The sequence below is a fragment of the Streptomyces sp. RPA4-2 genome (genome assembly GCF_012273515.2).
GTDB classification, from domain to species: Bacteria; Actinomycetota; Actinomycetes; order Streptomycetales; family Streptomycetaceae; genus Streptomyces; species Streptomyces kaempferi.
The window spans coordinates 5,477,064-5,497,150 of sequence record NZ_CP050975.2; the positions used below are offsets into that span (position 1 = coordinate 5,477,064).

Annotated in this window: 11 protein-coding genes and 3 pseudogenes; 11 read left to right on the forward strand and 3 right to left on the reverse strand. The window is 72.2% G+C overall.

Going from position 1 to position 20,087, the window contains the following annotated elements; translation table 11 throughout:
* Positions 1-6: 6 nt before the first annotated feature.
* Positions 7-903, forward strand: a complete 897-nt coding sequence (locus HEP85_RS24030; RefSeq protein WP_168529727.1) for a LysR family transcriptional regulator — start codon at positions 7-9, stop codon at positions 901-903.
* 139 nt (positions 904-1,042) lie between these two features.
* On the opposite strand, the gene HEP85_RS24035 is transcribed toward HEP85_RS24030, so the two are convergent.
* Positions 1,043-1,372, reverse strand: coding sequence for a WhiB family transcriptional regulator (locus HEP85_RS24035; RefSeq protein ID WP_153289078.1), 330 nt, complete (start codon positions 1,370-1,372; stop codon positions 1,043-1,045).
* Between the two features lie 390 nt (positions 1,373-1,762).
* Here HEP85_RS24035 and HEP85_RS24040 point away from each other — a divergent pair, with 390 nt between their 5' ends.
* From HEP85_RS24040 to HEP85_RS24055, 4 genes are all read left to right on the forward strand, one after another.
* On the forward strand, positions 1,763-2,374 hold the full coding sequence (locus HEP85_RS24040) for a response regulator transcription factor (RefSeq protein WP_003948568.1): 612 nt from the start codon (positions 1,763-1,765) through the stop codon (positions 2,372-2,374).
* Between the two features lie 256 nt (positions 2,375-2,630).
* Positions 2,631-3,206 carry a sigma-70 family RNA polymerase sigma factor gene (locus tag HEP85_RS24045; protein WP_148010063.1) on the forward strand — a complete coding sequence of 192 codons (576 nt, stop codon included), beginning with the start codon at positions 2,631-2,633 and terminating at the stop codon, positions 3,204-3,206.
* Positions 3,207-3,721: 515 nt separating this feature from the next.
* Positions 3,722-5,230, forward strand: coding sequence for an IMP dehydrogenase (guaB, locus tag HEP85_RS24050; RefSeq protein ID WP_168529729.1), 1,509 nt, complete (start codon positions 3,722-3,724; stop codon positions 5,228-5,230).
* Positions 5,231-5,369: 139 nt separating this feature from the next.
* Positions 5,370-6,494, forward strand: a complete 1,125-nt coding sequence (locus HEP85_RS24055; RefSeq protein WP_168529730.1) for a GuaB3 family IMP dehydrogenase-related protein — start codon at positions 5,370-5,372, stop codon at positions 6,492-6,494.
* A 214-nt stretch (positions 6,495-6,708) separates the two neighbouring features.
* Here the strand turns inward: HEP85_RS24055 and HEP85_RS24060 are convergent, their stop codons facing one another.
* A complete protein-coding gene (locus HEP85_RS24060) occupies positions 6,709-7,917 on the reverse strand; it encodes a nucleotide sugar dehydrogenase (RefSeq protein ID WP_168529732.1) in 1,209 nt (402 codons plus the stop codon).
* 261 nt (positions 7,918-8,178) lie between these two features.
* Here HEP85_RS24060 and HEP85_RS24065 point away from each other — a divergent pair, with 261 nt between their 5' ends.
* Complete coding sequence (locus tag HEP85_RS24065) at positions 8,179-9,885, forward strand: glycerol-3-phosphate dehydrogenase/oxidase (RefSeq protein WP_168529734.1); 1,707 nt, start codon at positions 8,179-8,181, stop codon at positions 9,883-9,885.
* Between the two features lie 18 nt (positions 9,886-9,903).
* Here the strand turns inward: HEP85_RS24065 and HEP85_RS24070 are convergent.
* Positions 9,904-10,302: pseudogene (locus tag HEP85_RS24070) on the reverse strand (serine hydrolase); the annotation flags it as partial.
* Positions 10,303-10,555: 253 nt separating this feature from the next.
* On the opposite strand from HEP85_RS24070, the gene HEP85_RS24075 reads away from it, so the two are divergent.
* The 5 genes and pseudogenes from HEP85_RS24075 (at position 10,556) to HEP85_RS24095 (ending at position 20,076) form a co-directional block, all read left to right on the forward strand.
* Complete coding sequence (locus tag HEP85_RS24075; protein ID WP_369658133.1) at positions 10,556-12,835, forward strand: serine/threonine-protein kinase; 2,280 nt, start codon at positions 10,556-10,558, stop codon at positions 12,833-12,835.
* A gap of 463 nt (positions 12,836-13,298) precedes the next feature.
* Positions 13,299-13,535: pseudogene (locus HEP85_RS24080) on the forward strand (hypothetical protein); the annotation flags it as partial.
* A gap of 448 nt (positions 13,536-13,983) precedes the next feature.
* A pseudogene (locus tag HEP85_RS24085) lies at positions 13,984-16,329 on the forward strand (hypothetical protein); the annotation flags it as partial.
* Between the two features lie 169 nt (positions 16,330-16,498).
* Positions 16,499-18,217, forward strand: coding sequence for a serine/threonine-protein kinase (locus tag HEP85_RS24090; RefSeq protein ID WP_168533955.1), 1,719 nt, complete (start codon positions 16,499-16,501; stop codon positions 18,215-18,217).
* A gap of 185 nt (positions 18,218-18,402) precedes the next feature.
* Positions 18,403-20,076, forward strand: a complete 1,674-nt coding sequence (locus HEP85_RS24095) for a serine/threonine-protein kinase (RefSeq protein ID WP_329289815.1) — start codon at positions 18,403-18,405, stop codon at positions 20,074-20,076.
* Positions 20,077-20,087: the final 11 nt, after the last annotated feature.

A 20,087-nucleotide genomic window follows, 5' to 3' on the forward strand; every position in this document is an offset into this window, starting at 1 on the left:
CGAGGGGTGATCGAGGCCCGTCATCTCCGTGTTCTGCGCGCCGTCGCCGCCACCGGTTCCTTCTCGGCGGCGGGACGCGAACTGGGCTGCACCCAACCGGCCGTCAGCCAGCAGATGAAGGCGCTCGAATCGTCCGTCGGCACACCGCTGCTGATCCGCACGGGCCGTGAGATGCGCCTGACCCAGGCGGGCGAGGCGCTGGTCCGGCACGCGGCCGGCATCATCGCGGGGCTGACCGCCGCCGAGGAGGAGGTCGCCGCGATCGCGGGCCTGCGCGCGGGCCGGGTCCGGCTCGTCTCCTTCCCCAGCGGCAGTTCGACGCTCGTCCCCACGGCCCTGGCCGCCCTGCGCGCCGCGCATCCCGGCACCCGGGTCTCCCTGGAGGAGGCCGAGCCGCCCGAGTCCGTCGACAAGCTCCGCGACGGGGACTGCGACATCGCGCTCGCGTTCCGGTACGAGGGGGCGGCGGGCGTCGAGGAGTGGGACGACCTGGTCGTACGGCCGCTGCTGCGCGACCGGCTCGTCGGGCTGGTCCCCGAGGGACACCGGCTCGCCCGCGCGGGGTCGGTCGCCATCGGCGAACTCGCCGGGGAACCGTGGATCGCGGGCTGCCCGCGGTGCCGGGGGCAACTGGTGGAGGTCTGCCGCCGCGAGGGTTTCGTGCCCCGCATCGACTTCGCCACCGACGACTATCCGGCGGTGGTCGGACTGGTCGGCGCGGGTCTCGGGGTCGCCGTGCTGCCGGAGCTCGCGATCGAGTCCGTACGCCCCAAGGGCGCCTGCGCCGTGACCGTGGAGCCGGCGGTGCGGCGGGAGATCGTCGCGCTGACGCTGCCGGATCTCTCCCAGGTGCCGGCGGTGGCGGCGACGCTGGACCAGCTGGCCAGGGCCGCGGCCCGCTGACGGCGGCGGAGGGCCGTTGGCGCCGCACACAGGTCGGGGACGCGCGCGTGCGCGCCCGTACGAGGGCATGCCAACGTGCGCCCGCTCAGCGGCACGCCAAGGCGCCCGGCTGCGGACTCATCAACGCAGAAACGTTCCTTCAAGTGTTCGAAGCGGAACCGCTCCCGGTGGCCGACGCCGTCACCAGCCGGTTCCGTGCCCGTCCCATGAGTTCTTCGCGCTCGTCCTCGGTCAGCCCGCCCCACACCCCGTACGGCTCGCGCACCGCCAGCGCGTGAGCGGCGCACTGGGCGCGTACCGGGCATCGCATACAGACCTCTTTGGCCGAGTTCTCGCGAGCGCTCCGTGCCGCACCGCGCTCGCCCTCCGGATGAAAGAAGAGCGAGCTGTCGACCCCACGGCATGCCGCGAGGAGCTGCCAGTCCCAGAGATCCGCGTTCGGACCGGGAAGGCGGGAGAAATCTGCCATTGCGTGTCCCCTTATTGCCGTTCTGGGATGCTCTGTGCCCACCGACCGTACATCTACGATCTAAGGAGATGAAAATATGACTCATTGCGAATCTAGCCGCAGACACCAGTAAATGGGAAGAAAACAGGCTGAATGGGGCATAGGTTGTGTTGAAAGATTGAGGGTCCGTTGTGCATGTCTGCACCGTGTCCGTGCCCTCACGTAGAGTGCCGAAGATGACTGGCAGCCCCGTAACTCTTTCGAGTGACCATCGTTGAGAGTGCTGAGGCGGTTGAAGGAACAAGCGCTCGGGCAGACGGCAGTTTCCGTCGGCGAGTGTCGACCGCACAGGTGACGATTCGTACCAGCCTGGAGGCTCAAGGTGACGCGCATCAGCTGCGGAGGGCGGCCATGACATCCGTCCTCGTCTGCGACGACTCCCCGCTTGCCCGAGAGGCGCTCCGCCGTGCGGTGGCGACCGTGCCCGGCGTCGAGCGCGTGACGACTGCGGCCAACGGAGAAGAGGTGCTCCGCCGATGGGGCGCCGACCGTTCGGACCTGATTCTGATGGACGTACGCATGCCCGGTCTGGGCGGCGTCGAGACCGTTCGGCGGCTACTGTCCGCCGACCCCGGTGCGCGCATCATCATGCTCACCGTGGCCGAGGACCTGGACGGTGTGGCACTCGCCGTCGCCGCCGGGGCCCGCGGCTATCTGCACAAGGACGCCTCCCGGGCGGAGCTGCGCGCGACCGTGACCCAGGCGCTCGCCGACCCGACCTGGCGGCTCGCCCCGCGCAGACTGCGCTCGGCCGAGATGGGTGCCGCGCCCACGCTCACCGCGCGTGAGATCCAGGTCCTCGAAGGCATGAGCCACGGCCGCTCCAACGCGGAGATCGGCCGCGAGCTGTTCCTCTCGGAGGACACCGTGAAGACGCACGCCCGGCGGCTCTTCAAGAAGCTCGGCGCCTCGGACCGCGCGCACGCCGTGGCGCTCGGTTTCCGGTGGGGCCTGGTCCGCTAGGTGAGCCGTCGCGGGGGTACGACGCACCCCGCCTGCCGTGTGGCGGGCGGGGCCGACAAGGGGGCGCGCCGGGTGCCCGCTGCGCGTTTCGCCGCCGATGCCGCATCCTTGAGGTGTGGAGTTCCTCGGGGACGAGTCGGTCGAGCGGAAGGGGAGGGCGCAGGAGATGAGTTCCGGCGCACCTACTCATAACGCTTCGGTGCACAACTACGGACGCGGTGCCACGGACAGAACGACGCCAAGGCACCATGGACCGATGCGTGACGACGAGACGACGGTGATCGGTGCGCTCGTCCATCGCGCGGTCGACGGCGACGAGCAGGCCACACACGACCTGCTCGCTCATGTTCATCCTCTGGCATTGCGCTACTGCCGCACGCGTCTGTCCCGGCTGCCGGGCGACGCGCGGCACTTCGTGGAGGACCTGGCGCAGGAGGTCTGCGTCGCGGTGCTCCTCGCCCTGCCCCGCTACAAGGACACCGGGCGGCCCTTCGAAGCCTTCGTCTTCGCCATCGCCGCGCACAAGGTCGCCGACCTGCAGCGCGCCGCGATGCGCCATCCCGGATCGACGGCGGTGCCCTCGGACGAGATGCCCGAGCGCCCCGACGACTCCCTCGGTCCCGAGGAGCGCGCGCTGCTCAGCAGTGACGCCGAATGGGCCAAGAAGCTGATGGCCAACCTCCCGGAGAACCAGCGCGAGCTGCTTCTGCTGCGTATCGCGGTGGGCCTCACGGCCGAGGAGACGGGCCAGATGCTGGGGATGTCCCCGGGAGCGGTCCGGGTGGCCCAGCACCGGGCGCTGAGCCGGCTGCGGGCGCTGGCGGAGCAGTAGGCAAGGCCGCCGGAGGGTGCGCCGCGTGCCGGCGTGCGCGAGGGCGGTCGAAGGCGTGGGCGTGCGGGCGGATGCGGGCCGGAGCGTCTACGGGCGTGCGCTCGCTCGGTGGCCTCGCCCGCGTCGGGGTTCTGCCGTGTCGGTGTCGGTGTCGGTGTCGGACCGTGCCCGGTCCCGCGCGGTGCGGTGCGCGGTGCTCTGTGCTCGGTGTCCCGCTCCGTCGTGCGCCGTCACGGTGCCGTCGGTGGCGGCGGTTTCTTACCGCAAACGTGAGAACGGACACGGCGGAATGCGGCATCGTCGGGCGAAACCCCGCCGCGGGAGCCCTGCGCCGCCGCGGTGACGGGACGGCGAACCCCGGGGACCAGGCTGCCCGGCCGACGGGTGAACGGTCCCGGCGTGCCACCCGTACGAACCTACGAAGCCCGAGGGCGATCCGAACCGTGGAATGGGAGACCCTCGCTTCCCGTTAGCATGGACATCCGCACCGATCAAGGCCATTTGGGGAAGGTGTCATGACTGCCAACGTCGACGGAGTGCCCGCCAAATTCGCGACACTCGGGCTGACCTACGACGACGTGCTGCTGCTGCCGGGCGCGTCGGACATGGCACCCGACGAGATCGACACCGCCTCGCACATCTCGAAGAACGTGCGGGTGAACATCCCGCTGCTCTCCGCGGCCATGGACAAGGTGACCGAGTCCCGCATGGCCATCGCGATGGCCCGCCAGGGCGGTGTCGGCGTGCTGCACCGCAACCTGTCCATCGAGGACCAGGCCAACCAGGTCGACCTGGTGAAGCGCTCCGAGTCCGGCATGGTGACCGACCCGATCACCGTCCACCCGGACGCGACGCTCGGCGAGGCCGACGCGATCTGCGCCAAGTTCCGCATCTCCGGCGTGCCGGTGACCGACGGCGGCGGCAAGCTCCTCGGCATCGTCACCAACCGTGACATGGCCTTCGAGACCGACCGTTCGCGCCAGGTGCGCGAGGTCATGACGCCGATGCCGCTGGTCACCGGCAAGGTCGGCATCTCCGGCACCGACGCCATGGAGCTGCTGCGCCGCCACAAGATCGAGAAGCTTCCGCTGGTCGACGACGCGGGTGTCCTCAAGGGCCTCATCACGGTCAAGGACTTCGTGAAGGCCGAGAAGTACCCGAACGCCGCGAAGGACGCCGAGGGGCGCCTGCTGGTCGGTGCGGCCGTCGGCGTGGCCGGTGACGCCTTCGAGCGGGCCCAGGCCCTCATCGAGGCGGGTGTCGACTTCATCGTCGTCGACACCGCCCACGGCCACTCCCGCCTGGTCGGCGACATGGTCGCCAAGATCAAGTCGAACTCCGCGGGCGTCGACGTCATCGGCGGCAACATCGCCACCCGTGACGGCGCGCAGGCCCTCATCGACGCGGGCGTCGACGGCATCAAGGTCGGGGTCGGCCCCGGCTCCATCTGCACGACCCGCGTGGTCGCCGGTATCGGCGTACCCCAGGTCACCGCCATCTACGAAGCCTCCCTCGCCGCCAAGGCGGCCGGTGTCCCGGTCATCGGCGACGGCGGTCTGCAGTACTCCGGTGACATCGCCAAGGCCCTGGTCGCCGGCGCCGACACGGTGATGCTGGGCTCGCTCCTGGCGGGCTGCGAGGAGTCGCCGGGCGAGCTGCTCTTCATCAACGGCAAGCAGTTCAAGTCGTATCGCGGCATGGGCTCCCTGGGCGCCATGCAGTCCCGTGGCGAGCAGCGTTCCTTCTCCAAGGACCGCTACTTCCAGGAGGGCGTCGCCTCCGACGAGAAGCTGGTGCCCGAGGGCATCGAGGGCCAGGTGCCCTACCGCGGTCCGCTGTCCGCGGTCGTGCACCAGCTGGTCGGCGGTCTGCGCCAGTCGATGTTCTACGTGGGCGGGCGCACCGTGCCCGAGCTCCAGGACAACGGCCGGTTCGTCCGGATCACCTCGGCGGGCCTCAAGGAGAGCCACCCGCACGACATCCAGATGACGGTCGAGGCACCGAACTACAGCCGTAACAAGTAACGGTCACCAAGCAGCCGTACAGAGCTCCACGCGTGCGTGAAGCCCGAACAGGGGCGGTCCCGGAGGTTCCGGGACCGCTCTCGTCGTAGGCGTCGGGGATACTGGAAGGCGCAGAACCGAAGAGGGAAAGGCCACACACGTGACTGAGATCGAGATCGGGCGCGGCAAGCGCGGCCGCCGGGCGTACGCCTTCGACGACATCGCCGTCGTCCCGAGCCGCCGTACGCGGGACCCGAAGGAGGTCTCGATCGCCTGGCAGATCGACGCCTACCGCTTCGAGCTGCCGTTCCTGGCCGCCCCGATGGACTCGGTCGTCTCCCCGGCCACCGCGATCCGTATCGGCGAGCTGGGCGGCCTGGGCGTCCTCAACCTCGAAGGCCTGTGGACGAGGTACGAGGACCCGCAGCCGCTGCTCGACGAGATCGCCGAGCTGGACGCGGACACCGCGACCCGCCGTCTGCAGGAGATCTACGCGGCTCCCATCAAGGAGGAGCTGATCGGGCAGCGCATCAAGGAGGTGCGCGACTCCGGAGTCGTCACCGCCGCCGCGCTGTCGCCGCAGCGCACGGCGCAGTTCTCCAAGGCCGTGGTCGACGCGGGTGTGGACATCTTCGTCATCCGCGGTACGACGGTGTCGGCGGAGCACGTCTCGGGCGCCGCCGAGCCGCTGAACCTCAAGCAGTTCATCTACGAGCTGGACGTCCCCGTCATCGTCGGCGGCTGCGCCACGTACACGGCGGCCCTGCACCTGATGCGCACCGGCGCGGCGGGTGTGCTGGTCGGCTTCGGCGGCGGCGCCGCGCACACCACCCGCAACGTGCTGGGCATCCAGGTCCCGATGGCCACCGCCGTCGCCGACGTGGCCGCGGCCCGCCGCGACTACATGGACGAGTCCGGCGGCCGGTACGTGCACGTGATCGCCGACGGCGGCGTCGGCTGGTCCGGCGACCTCCCCAAGGCCATCGCCTGCGGCGCGGACTCGGTGATGATGGGCTCCCCGCTCGCCCGTGCCACGGACGCGCCCGGCAAGGGCCACCACTGGGGCATGGAGGCGGTCAACGAGGAGCTGCCGCGCGGCAAGAAGGTCGACCTCGGCACCGTCGGCACCATCGAGGAGATCCTCACCGGCCCGTCGCACATCCCGGACGGCTCCATGAACATCTTCGGCGCCCTGCGCCGCGCCATGGCCACCACCGGCTACAGCGAGCTCAAGGAGTTCCAGCGCGTCGAGGTGACGGTCGCGGACTCCCAGCACAAGCGCTGATCGCCCGAAGCCGGGTTCGGGCAACGTCACACGGAGGTCCGGGCCGCTCACGAGCGGCCCGGACCTCCGTGCTCGGCGTCCAAGGGGACCGCCCGCCAGGCCATTGGCCACAGCCACACACACTCCGCCACCTGACGGGTCCGTTCCCGGGGTGGCGAGTCCGTCGGCGGAGCGCCCCGCCCGCCGGGGATCAGGGGACAGCCCCTGGCGCGGCTCAGAGCCGGTGTGCCGCCCCCGTCGGGGTCGCTCCCCTTGTGTCCAGGAGGAGCTGGGCCTTCACGGACAGGCCCTGGAGGTCGTACGTCCGGTGCGGCTGGAGCAGGATCGTGAGGTCGGCGTCGGCGGCGGCCTCGTAGAGGGAGTCGGCGCGCGGGACGGGGTGGCCGAGGACGTTCCAGGCGGGGACGAGCGGGTCGTGGTAGCTGACGGACGCGCCGAGTTCCATCAGGCGCAGGGCGATCTCGTGGGCGGGCGTGCCCTGTTGGTCGGCGAGGTCGGCCTTGTAGGTGACGCCGAGCAGGAGCACGCGTGCGGCGCGGGCCGACTTCCCGTGCTCGTTGAGGAGGGCCGCGGCGCGCCGGATGACGTACTGCGGCATGTGGTTGTTGACCTGCTGGGCCAGTTCGACCATGCGCAGGGAGCGGGGCGCGCGGCCGGTCAGGTCCTGGGGGATGCCGTGGCCGCCGACACCGGGGCCCGGCCGGAACGCCTGGAAGCCGAACGGCTTGGTCTCGGCGCAGCGGATGACGTCCCACAGGTCGACGCCCAAGTCGTGGCAGAGCACGGCCATCTCGTTGACCAGGGCGATGTTCACGTGCCGGTAGTTGGTCTCCAGGAGCTGCACGGTCTCCGCCTCGCGGGGCCCCCGCGCGCGGACGACCTTGTCCGTGAGACGGCCGTAGAAGGCGGCGGCCGACTCGGTGCAGGCGGGGGTGAGACCCCCGATGATCTTCGGGGTGTTGGCCGGCGTGAAGTCGCGGTTGCCGGGGTCGACCCGGCTGGGCGAGTACGCGAGGTGGAAGTCGCGTCCCGCGCGCAGCCCGGAGCCCTCTTCGAGGAGGGGGCGCAGGAAGTCGTCGGTGGTCCCGGGGTGCACCGCCGACTCCAGGATCACCGTGGTGTGCGGGCGCAGGTGCGCGGCCAGGGTGCGGGCGGCGGAGGCCACCTGGGCCAGGTCGTGCGCGCCGTCCGGGCCCGGTGGGGTCGGGGCGCAGATGACGGCGGTGCGGACCCGGCCGAGTTCGACCGGGTCGGTGGTCGGCCGGAAGCCCCCCGAGAGCATCCGGCGCAGTTCGGCGGGGGTGAGCGAGCCGCCTTCCGGCCCGGTCTTGTAGCCGAGCGTGGAGACGCCGGCGGCGACGGCGGCCTGGGCCAGGGGCAGGCCGAGATGACCGAGTCCGATGACGGCGAGATCTGCGGGCATGGCGTGGGCCGTCCTTCCCAGTAACCGAAGCGGGACAGGTGCGCAAGTCCTGTGGACAGGATGGACGAGCGCAATGTCAGACTAGGAGTAAATATGACCGATTTGCGGGATTGATCGGGCGCGTTTCCGCGAGTGTTGTCCACAGGCTGAGGGCGCGTGGTGGCCGAAGAAGGGCAAGACGGTCAGACTTTGGGCAGGGGGCATGTGAGCCGGGCGTCGCCGGACAGGTGCGGCCAGCGCGACAGACAGCGGGAGGCAGCGGTGAGGACAGCGAAACTGGGGCCGGCGGAGCGTGTCGAGTCCCTGGCGGGAATGGCCGAGCGCGAGCTGGATGTGCTGGTCGTGGGCGCGGGCGTGGTCGGTGCGGGCACCGCGCTCGACGCCGTGACCCGCGGCCTGTCCACAGGCCTGGTCGAGGCCCGTGACTGGGCATCGGGCACGTCGAGCAGGTCCAGCAAGCTGATCCACGGCGGTCTGCGCTATCTGGAGATGCTCGACTTCGCGCTGGTGCGCGAGGCCCTGAAGGAGCGCGGGCTCCTCCTGGAACGGCTCGCACCGCACCTGGTGAAGCCCGTGCCCTTTCTCTACCCCCTCCAGCACAAGGGCTGGGAGCGGCTGTACGCGGGATCGGGCGTCGCCCTCTACGACGCCATGTCGATGACGAGCGGCCACGGACGCGGACTGCCCACCCACCGGCATCTCTCCCGCGGCAAAGCCCTGCGCGTCGCCCCCGCGTTGAAGAAGGACGCGCTGGTGGGCGCGCTGCAGTACTACGACGCGCAGATGGACGACGCCCGCTATGTGGCGACCCTGGTGCGCACGGCGGCGGCGTACGGGGCGAAGGTCGCCAACCGCGCCCGCGTGACCGGCTTCCTGCGCGAGGGCGAGCGCGTGGTCGGCGCCCGGGTGCAGGACGTCGAGGGCGGCGGGGAGTACGAGATCCACGCCAAGCAGGTCGTCAACGCCACGGGAGTGTGGACCGACGACACCCAGGCCATGGTGGGCGAGAGGGGGCAGTTCCACGTACGCGCCTCCAAGGGCATCCACCTGGTCGTACCGAAGGACCGGATCAACTCCTCGACCGGCCTGATCCTGCGCACCGAGAAGTCCGTCCTCTTCGTCATCCCCTGGGGGCGGCACTGGATCATCGGCACCACGGACACCGACTGGGACCTCGACAAGGCCCACCCCGCGGCGTCCAGCGCGGACATCGACTATCTGCTGGAGCACGTGAACTCGGTGCTCTCGGTACCGCTGACCCGCGACGACGTCCAGGGGGTGTACGCGGGACTGCGGCCGCTGCTCGCCGGCGAGTCGGACGCCACCAGCAAGCTGTCGCGCGAGCACACCGTGGCCCATCCGGTGCCGGGCCTCGTGGTCGTGGCGGGCGGCAAGTACACGACCTACCGGGTGATGGCCAAGGACGCGGTCGACGAGGCGGTGCACGGACTCGACCAGCGCGTCGCCGAGTGCGTCACCGAGGACACCCCGCTGCTCGGCGCCGAGGGATACCGGGCACTGTGGAACGCGCGGGCGCGCATAGCGCAGCGCACCGGGCTCCATGTGGTCCGCGTGGAACACCTGTTGAACCGCTACGGCGCGATGGCCGAGGAGGTCCTCGACCTCATCGCCGCCGACCCGGCGCTGGCCGAGCCGCTGCCGGCCGCCGAGGACTATCTCAAGGCCGAGATCGTCTACGCCGCCTCCCACGAGGGTGCCCGGCACCTGGACGACGTGCTGACCCGGCGGACCCGCATCTCGATCGAGACCTTCGACCGCGGTACGCGCAGTGCCCGGGAGGCCGCCGAGCTGATGGCGCCGGTCCTGGGCTGGGACAAGGACCAGATCGAGCGCGAGGTGGAGCACTACGAGAAGCGGGTCGAGGCCGAGCGGGAGTCCCAGCGGCAGCCGGACGACCTGACGGCCGACGCGGCGCGGCTCGGCGCCCCGGACATCGTGCCCCTCTGACCCGCGGTTCCCGGCACATCACTCGAACGGGTGCAGTGATCCTGGATCTCCGTTCGGGTCCCGTCCGTTCCACCGGGTGCGGAACTCGGCGGAGGACGGGGCGGGTTCGAGACCGGGACCGGCGATCCTTCCGTGTCCACGCGGAAGGTGAGGACATGACGGCCGTCGACGACGGCCGCGGCGCGGGTGTTGAGCATCTCGCGGAGCTGGTGGGGCGGGAGGCAGCTCGCCGCGAAGGAGGGACGCGCGCAAGCGGTTCAGGTCGGAGGCCGTGCTGACGAGTTCACCCGCCGCGCCCGCCACGCGCGGGTCGGGTTCGGTGACGTCCCCGCCGCCGGCGGTGTACGAGCGGCCGGTGACCTGGTGGACGACCAGGCCGCCCGGGACGTGGTCGGTGTTCGAGCAGGAGAAGCGGCCGTGACGGGCGAGTTCAGGCCGAACAGTCCGGCCGAGGCCGGTACCGCGAGCGTCAGGGACAGTGGTATGACCAGGAGTGTCCGAGGTGTCCGGCGCGGTGGCATCGGCGGCCCTTCCTTCTCGCCGTCCAGCATGCGGGACGGTACGGCCCCGGCGCCGGGTGGTCCCCTTCCGAGGGGCACCCTGGGCGCTGAGCGCTTGTCGGGTGAGGGACAATGAAGGCTCTGTCAGGGCGGGTTGCATGAGGGGACGCATGTCGGACGCGGAGCGGGCGGGAGCATCCCGTCAGGACAAGAGCGAACGTCTCCTCGCCGGGCGGTACCGGCTGGGGGATGTTCTCGGCCGCGGCGGCATGGGCACGGTCTGGCGGGCCCAGGACGAAACGCTGGGCCGCACGGTCGCCGTCAAGGAGCTGAGGTTCCCGTCGAGCATCGACGAGGACGAGAAGCGGCGGCTGATCACGCGCACGCTGCGCGAGGCCAAGGCGATCGCGCGCATTCGCAACAACGGCGCGGTGACGGTCTTCGACGTGGTCGACGAGGACAACAGGCCGTGGATCGTGATGGAACTCGTCGAGGGCAAGTCCCTCGCCGAGGTCATCCGTGAGGACGGCGTCCTCACGCCGAAGCGCGCCGCCGAGGTGGGGCTCGCGATACTCGACGTCCTGCGGTCGGCGCACCGCGAGGGCATCCTGCACCGCGACGTGAAGCCGTCGAACGTGCTGATCTCCGACGACGGCCGGGTCGTGCTGACCGACTTCGGCATCGCCCAGGTGGAGGGCGACCCGTCGATCACCTCGACCGGCATGCTCGTGGGCGCGCCCTCCTACATCTCCCCCGAGCGGGCGCGCGGTCACAAGCCCGGCCCCGCGGCCGACCTCTGGTCGCTGGGCGGACTGCTGTACGCGTCGGTCGAGGGCGTCCCGCCGTACGACCGGGGCTCCGCGATCGCGACGCTCACCGCGGTCATGACCGAGCCGGTGGAACAGCCGAAGAACGCGGGCCCGCTGGAGACCGTGATCTACGGGCTGCTCGCCAAGGACCCCGAACAGCGGCTCGACAACGAGCGTGCGCGGGCGATGCTCAGCGAGGTGATCCGCGCCCCCGAACCCCGCGCGGCCGTACCGGAACCGGTGGACGCGACGAAGGTCGTGTCGTTGCCGCCGGTGCCGGACGAGGGCTCCCGCAAGGGGAGTTCGGGCGGCTCCGGCACCAAGCGCGGCGAGGAGGCGGGCGAGCGGTTCCGCGGCGCGCTGCGTTCCGTGCGCAAGGCCGCCTCGGCGGCGGGCGCCGCCACCGCCGCGGCGACGGCGCGCGCCAAGCCCACCGGTACGGCGGGCACGGACGCGCTGGGCACCGAGGGCGCGGCTCCGAAGACGCCGACCGTTCCCAGGCCGACGGCTCCGCCGGCTCCGGCGGGCGCGACCCCGTCGAAGCCCGCTTCCGGCAAGGCCGGGGCGGGCACGTCGGGCGCGGTCACGCCGGGCCCGCGCGCCGGAGCGGCGGACGTCTCCCGCAAGCCGGGCGCCCGCGACGGCGCGACGGTGGGGCTGAGTTCCGGACCCGTCGGCGGGCCGGGCGCGAAGGACACGGCCGGTTCGGCGGATTCGACCCGTGTGGTGGGCGCGGCCGGCTCGACGGGTTCGACCGGTACGAGCGGGACCGTGGGCGGCTCGGGCTCGGGAGGTTCCCAGGGCTCGGGATGGCCGGTGGCGCCCGAGCGACCGCCGCGGCCCGCGCCGAGGGCGCCGCTCACCGATGTGGTGCCGCGGCGGACCCTGGTCGTCATCGCGGTGGTCCTGGCACTCGTCGTGATCGGGACCGTGCTGGCCCTCACCCTCGGCGGCGGTGACGGCAACGGCTCGAAGGGCGGCAAGAGCGGCGGCACCAAGACCACCGCGTCCAGCGGAGGGAACGGCGGCGGCAAGGACGCGAACAAGGGCGCGCACACCGACAACGGCGACAAGAAGGACGACTCCTCCGCGCCGGACGGGGGCGGCACGTCGGGCGCCACGCCCAGCACGGGCGCCTCGGGCGACGGGAGCGGCTCGGACGACGACAGCGGTTCGGGCGGCGGCAAGGAGACCGGTGCCGGCGGCTCCACCGCGAAGTCGACCTACCACGGAAGCCAGGGGTTCTCGATCGGGCTGCCCAAGGGGTGGAAGTACCGGACCACGGACGACGCGGGCGCCCGTTTCACCGGCCCCGACGGGCAGAAGCTGCTCGTCGGCTGGACGACGACGCCCAAGAACGACCCGGTGGCGGACTGGCAGAACCAGGAGCGGGGCATGGTGCGCCCGCACTACCAGAGAATCCGCATAGAGAAGGCGGACTACCGCGGCTGGAACACCGCCGACTGGGAGTTCACCTACCAGGACGGCGGGACGAAGTACCGGTCGATCGACCGCGGATTCGTTGTCAACGCGCATCAGGGGTATGCGTTGATGTACACGGCGAAGGCCTCCGCCTGGGACAGCGATCTGCGCGAGGACACCTGGCAGACGCTGACGAAGACGTTCCAGCCGAAGTCGTGAGACGCGGGTCCGAGCCCGGGTCGTGAGGTTCGGGCCGGTTCGCCCGGGGTGTCTGATGTAGGGCTCGGTCACGGGCTGGTGACATCTCGCATCCTCACATTGCGGGTTGCCTCCGGCACGTATCGTGAGTGGTTGCGGACCGTACCAAGCCGTAACGGGGCGCAAGGCGAACGGAATTGACCACCGGGCGGCCGGGGGAGGCATCGTGGACGAGTACGCGGGTCGGGTACTGGCCGACCGCTATCGCCTCCCGCTGCCGCCGTCCGACGAGTACGAGTTCGCCGAGAGCCGCGCGTTCGACACCTACAGCGGGCAGGAAGTCCTGGTCCGGCAGGTGCCGTTGCCGGAGGTCGTCGAGGCCGAGGTGCTCGACGCGGACGGGTTGCCCGAGGGGTTCGTGGCGCGGGACGGCGGGGTGCGCCGCGCCTCCGCACGCACCACGCGCCGGCCGGCCGAACCCGCGGTGCGGCGGGCGATCGAGGCCGCGCAGGCCGCCGCCCAGATTCCCGACCATCCCCGGCTCGACCAGGTCTTCGACGTGTTCGCCGAGGGCGGCTCGCTGTGGATAGTGAGTGAACTGGTGCCCGCGAGGCCGCTGGCCGCGCTGCTCGCCGAGAAACCACTGAGTCCCTACCGCGCCGCCGAGGTCGCCGCCGACGTCCTCACCGCGCTGCGGGTGCTGCACGCGCACGGATGGGTGCACCGCAACATCACCGCGCGCACGGTACTCGTCTGCGACGACGGCCGGGTCATGCTGACCGGGCTGGCGGCCGGCGCCGCGGAGGAGGCGCTGTGCGGGTACGACCCGGTACCGGTACGGGACTTCGAAGGTCCGGCCGGCGCGGAGGACACACCCGCGGGGCCGGGGGCGCCCGGAACACCGGGGGCCCGGGGGCCGGTCGGAACGCGGACTTCCCGGGCGTCGCAGGTATCGCAGGTCCCGCCGGTTCCCCGAGGTTCGAGGGCCCCCGGAGGTGAGGGCGGCGCTACCGGGACGGCGTGGAACACCGGTTCGCCCGGCGCGCACTCCGGCACGGGCCCCGGGGCGGGCGCCTCGCGTGGCGTGAGCGGTGTCGGGGCCGGAGCGCCGGGGGCCACGAGTCCCGGGGGCACGTTCGGCGCCGTGGTCGCTTACGCCCAGGGGATCGATGCCGAGGCCGCGCGGCGGGCCGCGATCGAGGCGCGCGCCGAGAACGGTACGCCCGTGGAGGAACCGCCCGCCGCGGGCAGCGCGGCCCTGGCCCGCAGGGCACTTGACGCCGGGGGCGACGCCCGGGCGGCGCGGGCCGGAGCCATCGCCGCGTACCGCGCCGGAGCGCGCGCCGCCGCCCGCGTGCACGAACAACAACGGGGCGGCCCCGCCGCACTGCCCGCGCCCCGCCCGGCCCCGCTTACCGACTCCCTCCGCACCGCCCGCCCAGGCGACCGGACACATCGTGGAACCGCGGCCGGAGACTCCGCCACCCGGTCAGATCGCCGACCCGTACGGCGTGGCGCACACCAGGGCCTGGCACGGCGCGCAGCCCCGCCCCGGCACGGTGGGCCCCGGCCAGGGCATCGCCCCAGGCCCAGGCCCAGGCCGAGAGGCCAACCGGACCGCCGGCGGACGAGCCGGCCACGACCCCGCTCAGGCTCCCGGCCAGAGTGCGGGGCAAGGCTTCGACCAGGGCGCGGGTCAGGGGCTCGGCCAGAGCGCGAGCCGGGAAATCGAGCACAACCCCGGCCGGGGCACCGACCAGGGAGCCGGGGCCGGCGTCGGCCAGGGCTTCAGCGAGGGCACCGGTCACGGCTTCGGCCAAGGCGTCGGCCACAACACCGGTCAAGGTTTCGGGCAGGGCACCGGCCAGGGCTTCGTTCAAGGTGTCGGCCAGGGAAGTGAGTACGACGCCGGGTGGGGTGCCGGCGAACGCGGGCCCGGTCAGGGCGTCGATCCAGGGGCCACCCGGGGCTACGGTCACGACACCGGTCAGACCCTCGCGAACCCCGCCCCGCAAGCCCTCGGCCAGGGCGGCGGCCAGTCGCGTACGGCGCTCCCGGGCGGCGGCGCCGGGCACGGCCTCGGCGCACCGGAACTTCCCGGCGGCGGCGTACCGGCCCTGGTGCCCGGACCGGGACCGCAGCAGTCCGCGGTTCCCGTGCCTCCGACCGGCCGTTGGGACGAGCTCGTCGCCGGTACGCCGCCGCGCCGAGGACCCGCCACGGCGCTCGCCGCGGAGCGGGCCCGGCAGGCGCGGATGGCGGTCGTCGGCCCGGTGACCGAGCGCTGGGCGCCCGAGCAGGCAGGCCCGGTGCACGAGAACTGGCAGCTGGCGGCGCCGATCGGTCCCGCGACCGACCTGTGGGCCCTGGGTGCCCTCCTCTTCCGGGCCGTGCAGGGCCACGCGCCCTACCCGGAGGAGAACACGGCCGAGCTGGTGCAACTGGTGTGCGCCGAACCGCCCGCGTACGCGGAGGAGTGCGGGCCGCTGCGGCCCGTCGTGGAGTCGCTGCTGCGTCAGGACCCGACGGAGCGGCTCGACTTCGAGGAGTTGCGCGGCTGGCTGCGCTCGCTGGTACGGTCCGCGCCCGAACCCGAGGCGGGCGCGCACGTCGTCGCGGCGCCCCCGGTCGACCCCAGCCGGCTCCCGATCGTGCGCAGGAGGGGCGAACTCGTCCGCCGGCGCCGTGCCGGACTGCCCGCGACCAGCCCGCACGCCCGTCACAAACGGGCCAGGAGCGACCGCCCGGTCCGCCCGGCGGGCCGAGCCGGGCAGGACAGGCCCCGACGGCTCGGGCGAAATCTGCTCCTCCTGGTGCTGCTTCTGCTGGTCGCGGCGGTCGCGTACGCGATGGTCTTCATGCCGAAGAACGACCGGACGAACGGTGCCGATCGGCCGGCCGGCTCCGGGGGACAGCTGAGCCCCGCACCGGACAACTCCTCGGGCACCGGCGCCGACGGAAGCGCGAGCAGCGAGCCACGCCCCGACCAGACCTCCCCGGGCGGCGACAAGAGTCCCTCCGGCAAGGCCAGTTCCTCGACGTCCGAGTCCAACGCCCCGGGTGCCGCGGCGGGCTTCACGCTCCGCAAGGACTCCGCGGGCTTCCAGGTCGCGGTGGCGAACGGCTGGGACCGCTCGCCCAAGAACGGGCGCGGTCAGGTGGTGTACTCCCACGGCGACTTCGAGCTCATCGTCGTACCCGGCCGGGACAGCACCGCGACCTACGGCAGTGATCCGCTGACGTATCAGCGGGAACGGGAGAGCGAGTTGCAGCCGTTCCGCGACTCGACCTGGGCGACGTCCAGCGGGATGCGGCGGATCGACGTCGGCGGACGGACCATGGCCGAGGGGCAGTTCACCTGGCAGAACTCCGCGGGCCAGGAGCTGTACGTCCGCAATCTCGTGATCGTCACCGGTGGGCACTACCACATCGTGCAGGTGCGCGGCCCGGAGGCCGAGATGGACGAGGTGACCCGGCTGTACGAACAGGCGTCGGCCACCTACCAAGTCACCGGCTGAGCCCGCCGCCTGGCACCACGGCACGCTGAACGCCGAATGGTTCCCTTCCGTACCGGGAAGGGAGAACCGTCACAGTGCGGTCTCCGTACGACCCCGCCGGTTCCCTGCGGGGTGACCGCTCTTTAGTCTGGCCCTGTCAAGACCATTGCGGGGAAACGTGAATCAGATGCAGGGCCTGCTCCTCTCGGGCCGCTACCGACTTGTCGAATCCATCGGCAGCGGTGGCATGGGCCGTGTGTGGCGCGCGCACGACGAGGTGTTGCACCGCGCGGTCGCGGTCAAGGAGCTGACGGCCGCGCTGTACGTCACGGAGGGCGACCGTGCCCGGCTGCTCGCCCGTACCCATGCCGAAGCGCGGGCCGCGGCCCGGATCAATCACTCGGCCGTCGTCACCATCCACGACGTGCTGGAGCACGACAACCGGCCCTGGATCGTCATGGAGCTGGTCGAGGGCAACTCGCTGGCCGACGAGGTCAAGGACCGGGGCCGGATCGAACCGGCCGAGGCGGCGCGGATCGGGCTGTGGGTGCTGCGCGCGCTGCGCGCCGCGCACGCGGCCGGCGTGCTGCACCGTGACGTGAAGCCGGGCAACGTCCTGCTGTCGCCGGACCGGCGGGTGCTGCTCACCGACTTCGGGATCGCGCAGGTCGAGGGCGACACGACCATCACGCGCACGGGCGAGATCGTCGGCTCGGTCGACTATCTCGCGCCCGAGCGGGTGCGCGGCCAGGACCCCGGCCCGTCCTCCGACCTGTGGGCGCTCGGCGCCACGCTGTACACGGCGGTGGAGGGCCGCTCGCCGTTCCGTCGCACCTCGCCCATCAGCACCATGCAGGCCGTCGTCGAGGACGAACCCGCCGAACCGGTCAACGCGGGTGCGCTGGGTCCCGTCCTCGCCGCGCTGCTGCGCAAGGATCCGGCCAAGCGGCCCGGCGCGGAGGAGGCCGAGCAGATGCTCGCCGAGGCCGCGGAAGGGCGCCGACCGAGCGCGGCACAGGCGTATGTGCCGACGCAACATATGGACACCAGCAGGGGTGCGCCACCGCACGCTCAGGCGGGCTCATATGGAACGGCCGCACATGGCGTAACGGGCCATGACGGAACCGGGCATGGCACGGCCGCCCAGGGATATGGGGGGCCGCCCCACGGGTCGACATTCATGCTGCACGGACCGGCGTCCGGATCCACGGGCGGCGTTCCCGTGGGCGCCGGGAAGCGCCGCCGCGGTCGTACGGTCGCCCTTGTGCTCGCCCTCGCCGTGCTCGTCGGCGGTGGAGGTGCCGTGGCCATGAAGTACCTGTCCGACCGGCACGGGCGCAGCGACGCCTCGACCGGCACGGGGACCTCGACCGGCACGGGGAACTCGGCCGGCACGCCCGGGAACAGCGCCACCAGGACCCCGCAGTCGCACGAGACGGACGGTGCCCTGCCCGACGGCTGGGAGCGGGTGCCGGACCCCGAGGGGTTCAGCCTCCCGCTGCCCGACAGCACGTGGAAGCGGAAGGCCGGCAATGGCCAGGTCGACTACACCCCGGACAACGGCGAGCACTTCGTCCGCATAGCCATCGACGACTCGCCGGACTTCCCCGACCCGCACGCGCACCAGCTCGACCTGGAGCAGCAGTTGACCAAGCTGGTCGACTACAACAAGGTGAGCCTGGAGTCCAACACGTTCCGCGACCGTCCGGGCTCCCTGTGGGACTTCACCTGGACCGCGCTCCCGAAGCAGACGCCCTTCCCAGGCCCGCGCCGGGCGATCGAGGAGACATATCTCAGCCGGGACGGAGTCGAGTACGCGATCTACATGTCCGCGCCCGCGGCCGACTGGGCCACCGCACGGCAGCAGTTCGACGTGATCCTGCGCGGCTGGCTCCCGAAAGCCTGAACCGGTCCGGCAACGCCTGAACCGGTCCGGCGGGTGTCGCACAGGTCCGACGGCTCTCCCAGGCCTGAAAGGCCTCAGAGCTCTTACTGGTCCGGCTGATCCGACTGGTCTGACAAGGCCGGATAACAGCCACCGTGGAAGACGGATCCCGGAGGGCACCCGTCCGGTGCGGCATGATGGGGCGTATGGGGACCGAGGGGGAGAACGTCCGCGTGATCGCCGGGCGTTACCGGCTGGAGGCCAGGATCGGGCGGGGCGGCATGGGTGTCGTCTGGCGGGCCACCGACCAACTGCTGAGCCGTCAGGTCGCGGTGAAGGAACTCCCCCTCGACGACTCGCTCTCCGCGGACGAGGCCCTGCAGCAACGCGATCGCACCCTGCGCGAGGCCCGCGCGGTCGCCCAGCTGCACCACCCGCACATCATCGTCGTGCACGACGTGGTGGAGGAGGCCGAACGCCCGTACATCGTGATGGAGTTGATCGACGGCGGCTCGCTCGCCGAGCGGATCTCCGCGGACGGCCCGGTCGACGCGCGCGAGGCCGCCCGGATCGGCATCGCCCTCCTCGGCGCGCTGCGCCGCGCGCACGACGCGGGGATCCTGCACCGTGACCTCAAGCCCGCGAACGTCCTGATGGAGGCGGGCACCGACCGGGTCGTCCTCACCGACTTCGGCATCGCCCAGGTCGCGGGGGCGACGACGCTCACCGAGAGCGGCTCCTTCGTGGGCTCGCCCGAGTACACCGCCCCCGAGCGGATGTCCGGCGCCCGGACCGGCCCCGAGTCCGACCTGTGGTCGCTCGGCGCGCTGCTGTGCACGGTGCTGAGCGGCGAGTCGCCGTTCCGCCGCGACTCCCTGGGCGGCATCCTGCACGCCGTCGTCATGGACGAGATCAGGCCGCCGGCCCAGGCCGCGCCCCTGCTCCCCGTCGTACGGGGGCTGCTGGAGCGCGATCCGGACCGGCGGCTCGACGCGGTGGAGGCGGAGCGGCTGCTGCGGGCGTTCCGGCAGACCGGCCGTACACCGCGGCCCGCGCCGCCCGGGTACTCGGCCACGCAGCGCGACGTGCCGAAGCGCAGACCCGTGCCGCCGGACGCCGCACCCCCGGTGCCCGCCGGCATGACCGCCACCGCCGTGCCGGAGCGCACCGCGAAGCGCTCCCCGCGGGGCCTGCTCGTCGCCGCGCTGGTCGCCGCGATGGCGGGCGCGGGGGTGTCGGCGGCCGCGCTGCTGATGCACGACGGCCGGGACGGGAGCGGCGGGGGCAACGGGGGCCGTACGCCGTCCACGTCGGCGAGTCCCGCGCCGGGGGCCTCGGCGAGCGCGTCGGCGTCCGTGAGCGGCCAGGCGCCCCCGGCGACTCCGCACCCCACGGTCACCGTCACCCGCGAGCGGACGCCGACCGCCTCCGAGCGCACCGCGCCGTCCGGCTACCGGACCGTGCACGATCCGGACGGGTACGCGCTCGCCGTTCCCGACGGCTTCACCCGCGATCCGCAGGGCGAGCGGATCTTCTACATGTCGCCGGGACAGACCTTCCGGATCGGCATCAAGGTGTCGGATCCCGTGGTGGGCGGCCCGCTCGTGGTGATGCGGAACGCGGACGCCGACGGGCCGTCCACGAACCCGGGGTACCACGACGGCACGGTCACCCCCACCACGCACGCCGGACGGTCCGCCGCGCTGTGGGAGTTCACCTGGGAGGGCTTCAGCAAGGCGGAGGGGCCGCGGCACACGTACGACCTCTGCTGGGAGGAGCGCGGCCGGATGTACGACGTGTGGGTCTCGGCGCCGGTCGGCAGGATGACCGAGGCGAAGAAGTACTTCGACGTGGCGGTGGGCACCTTCACCGCCGCGTGAACCACGCGTAG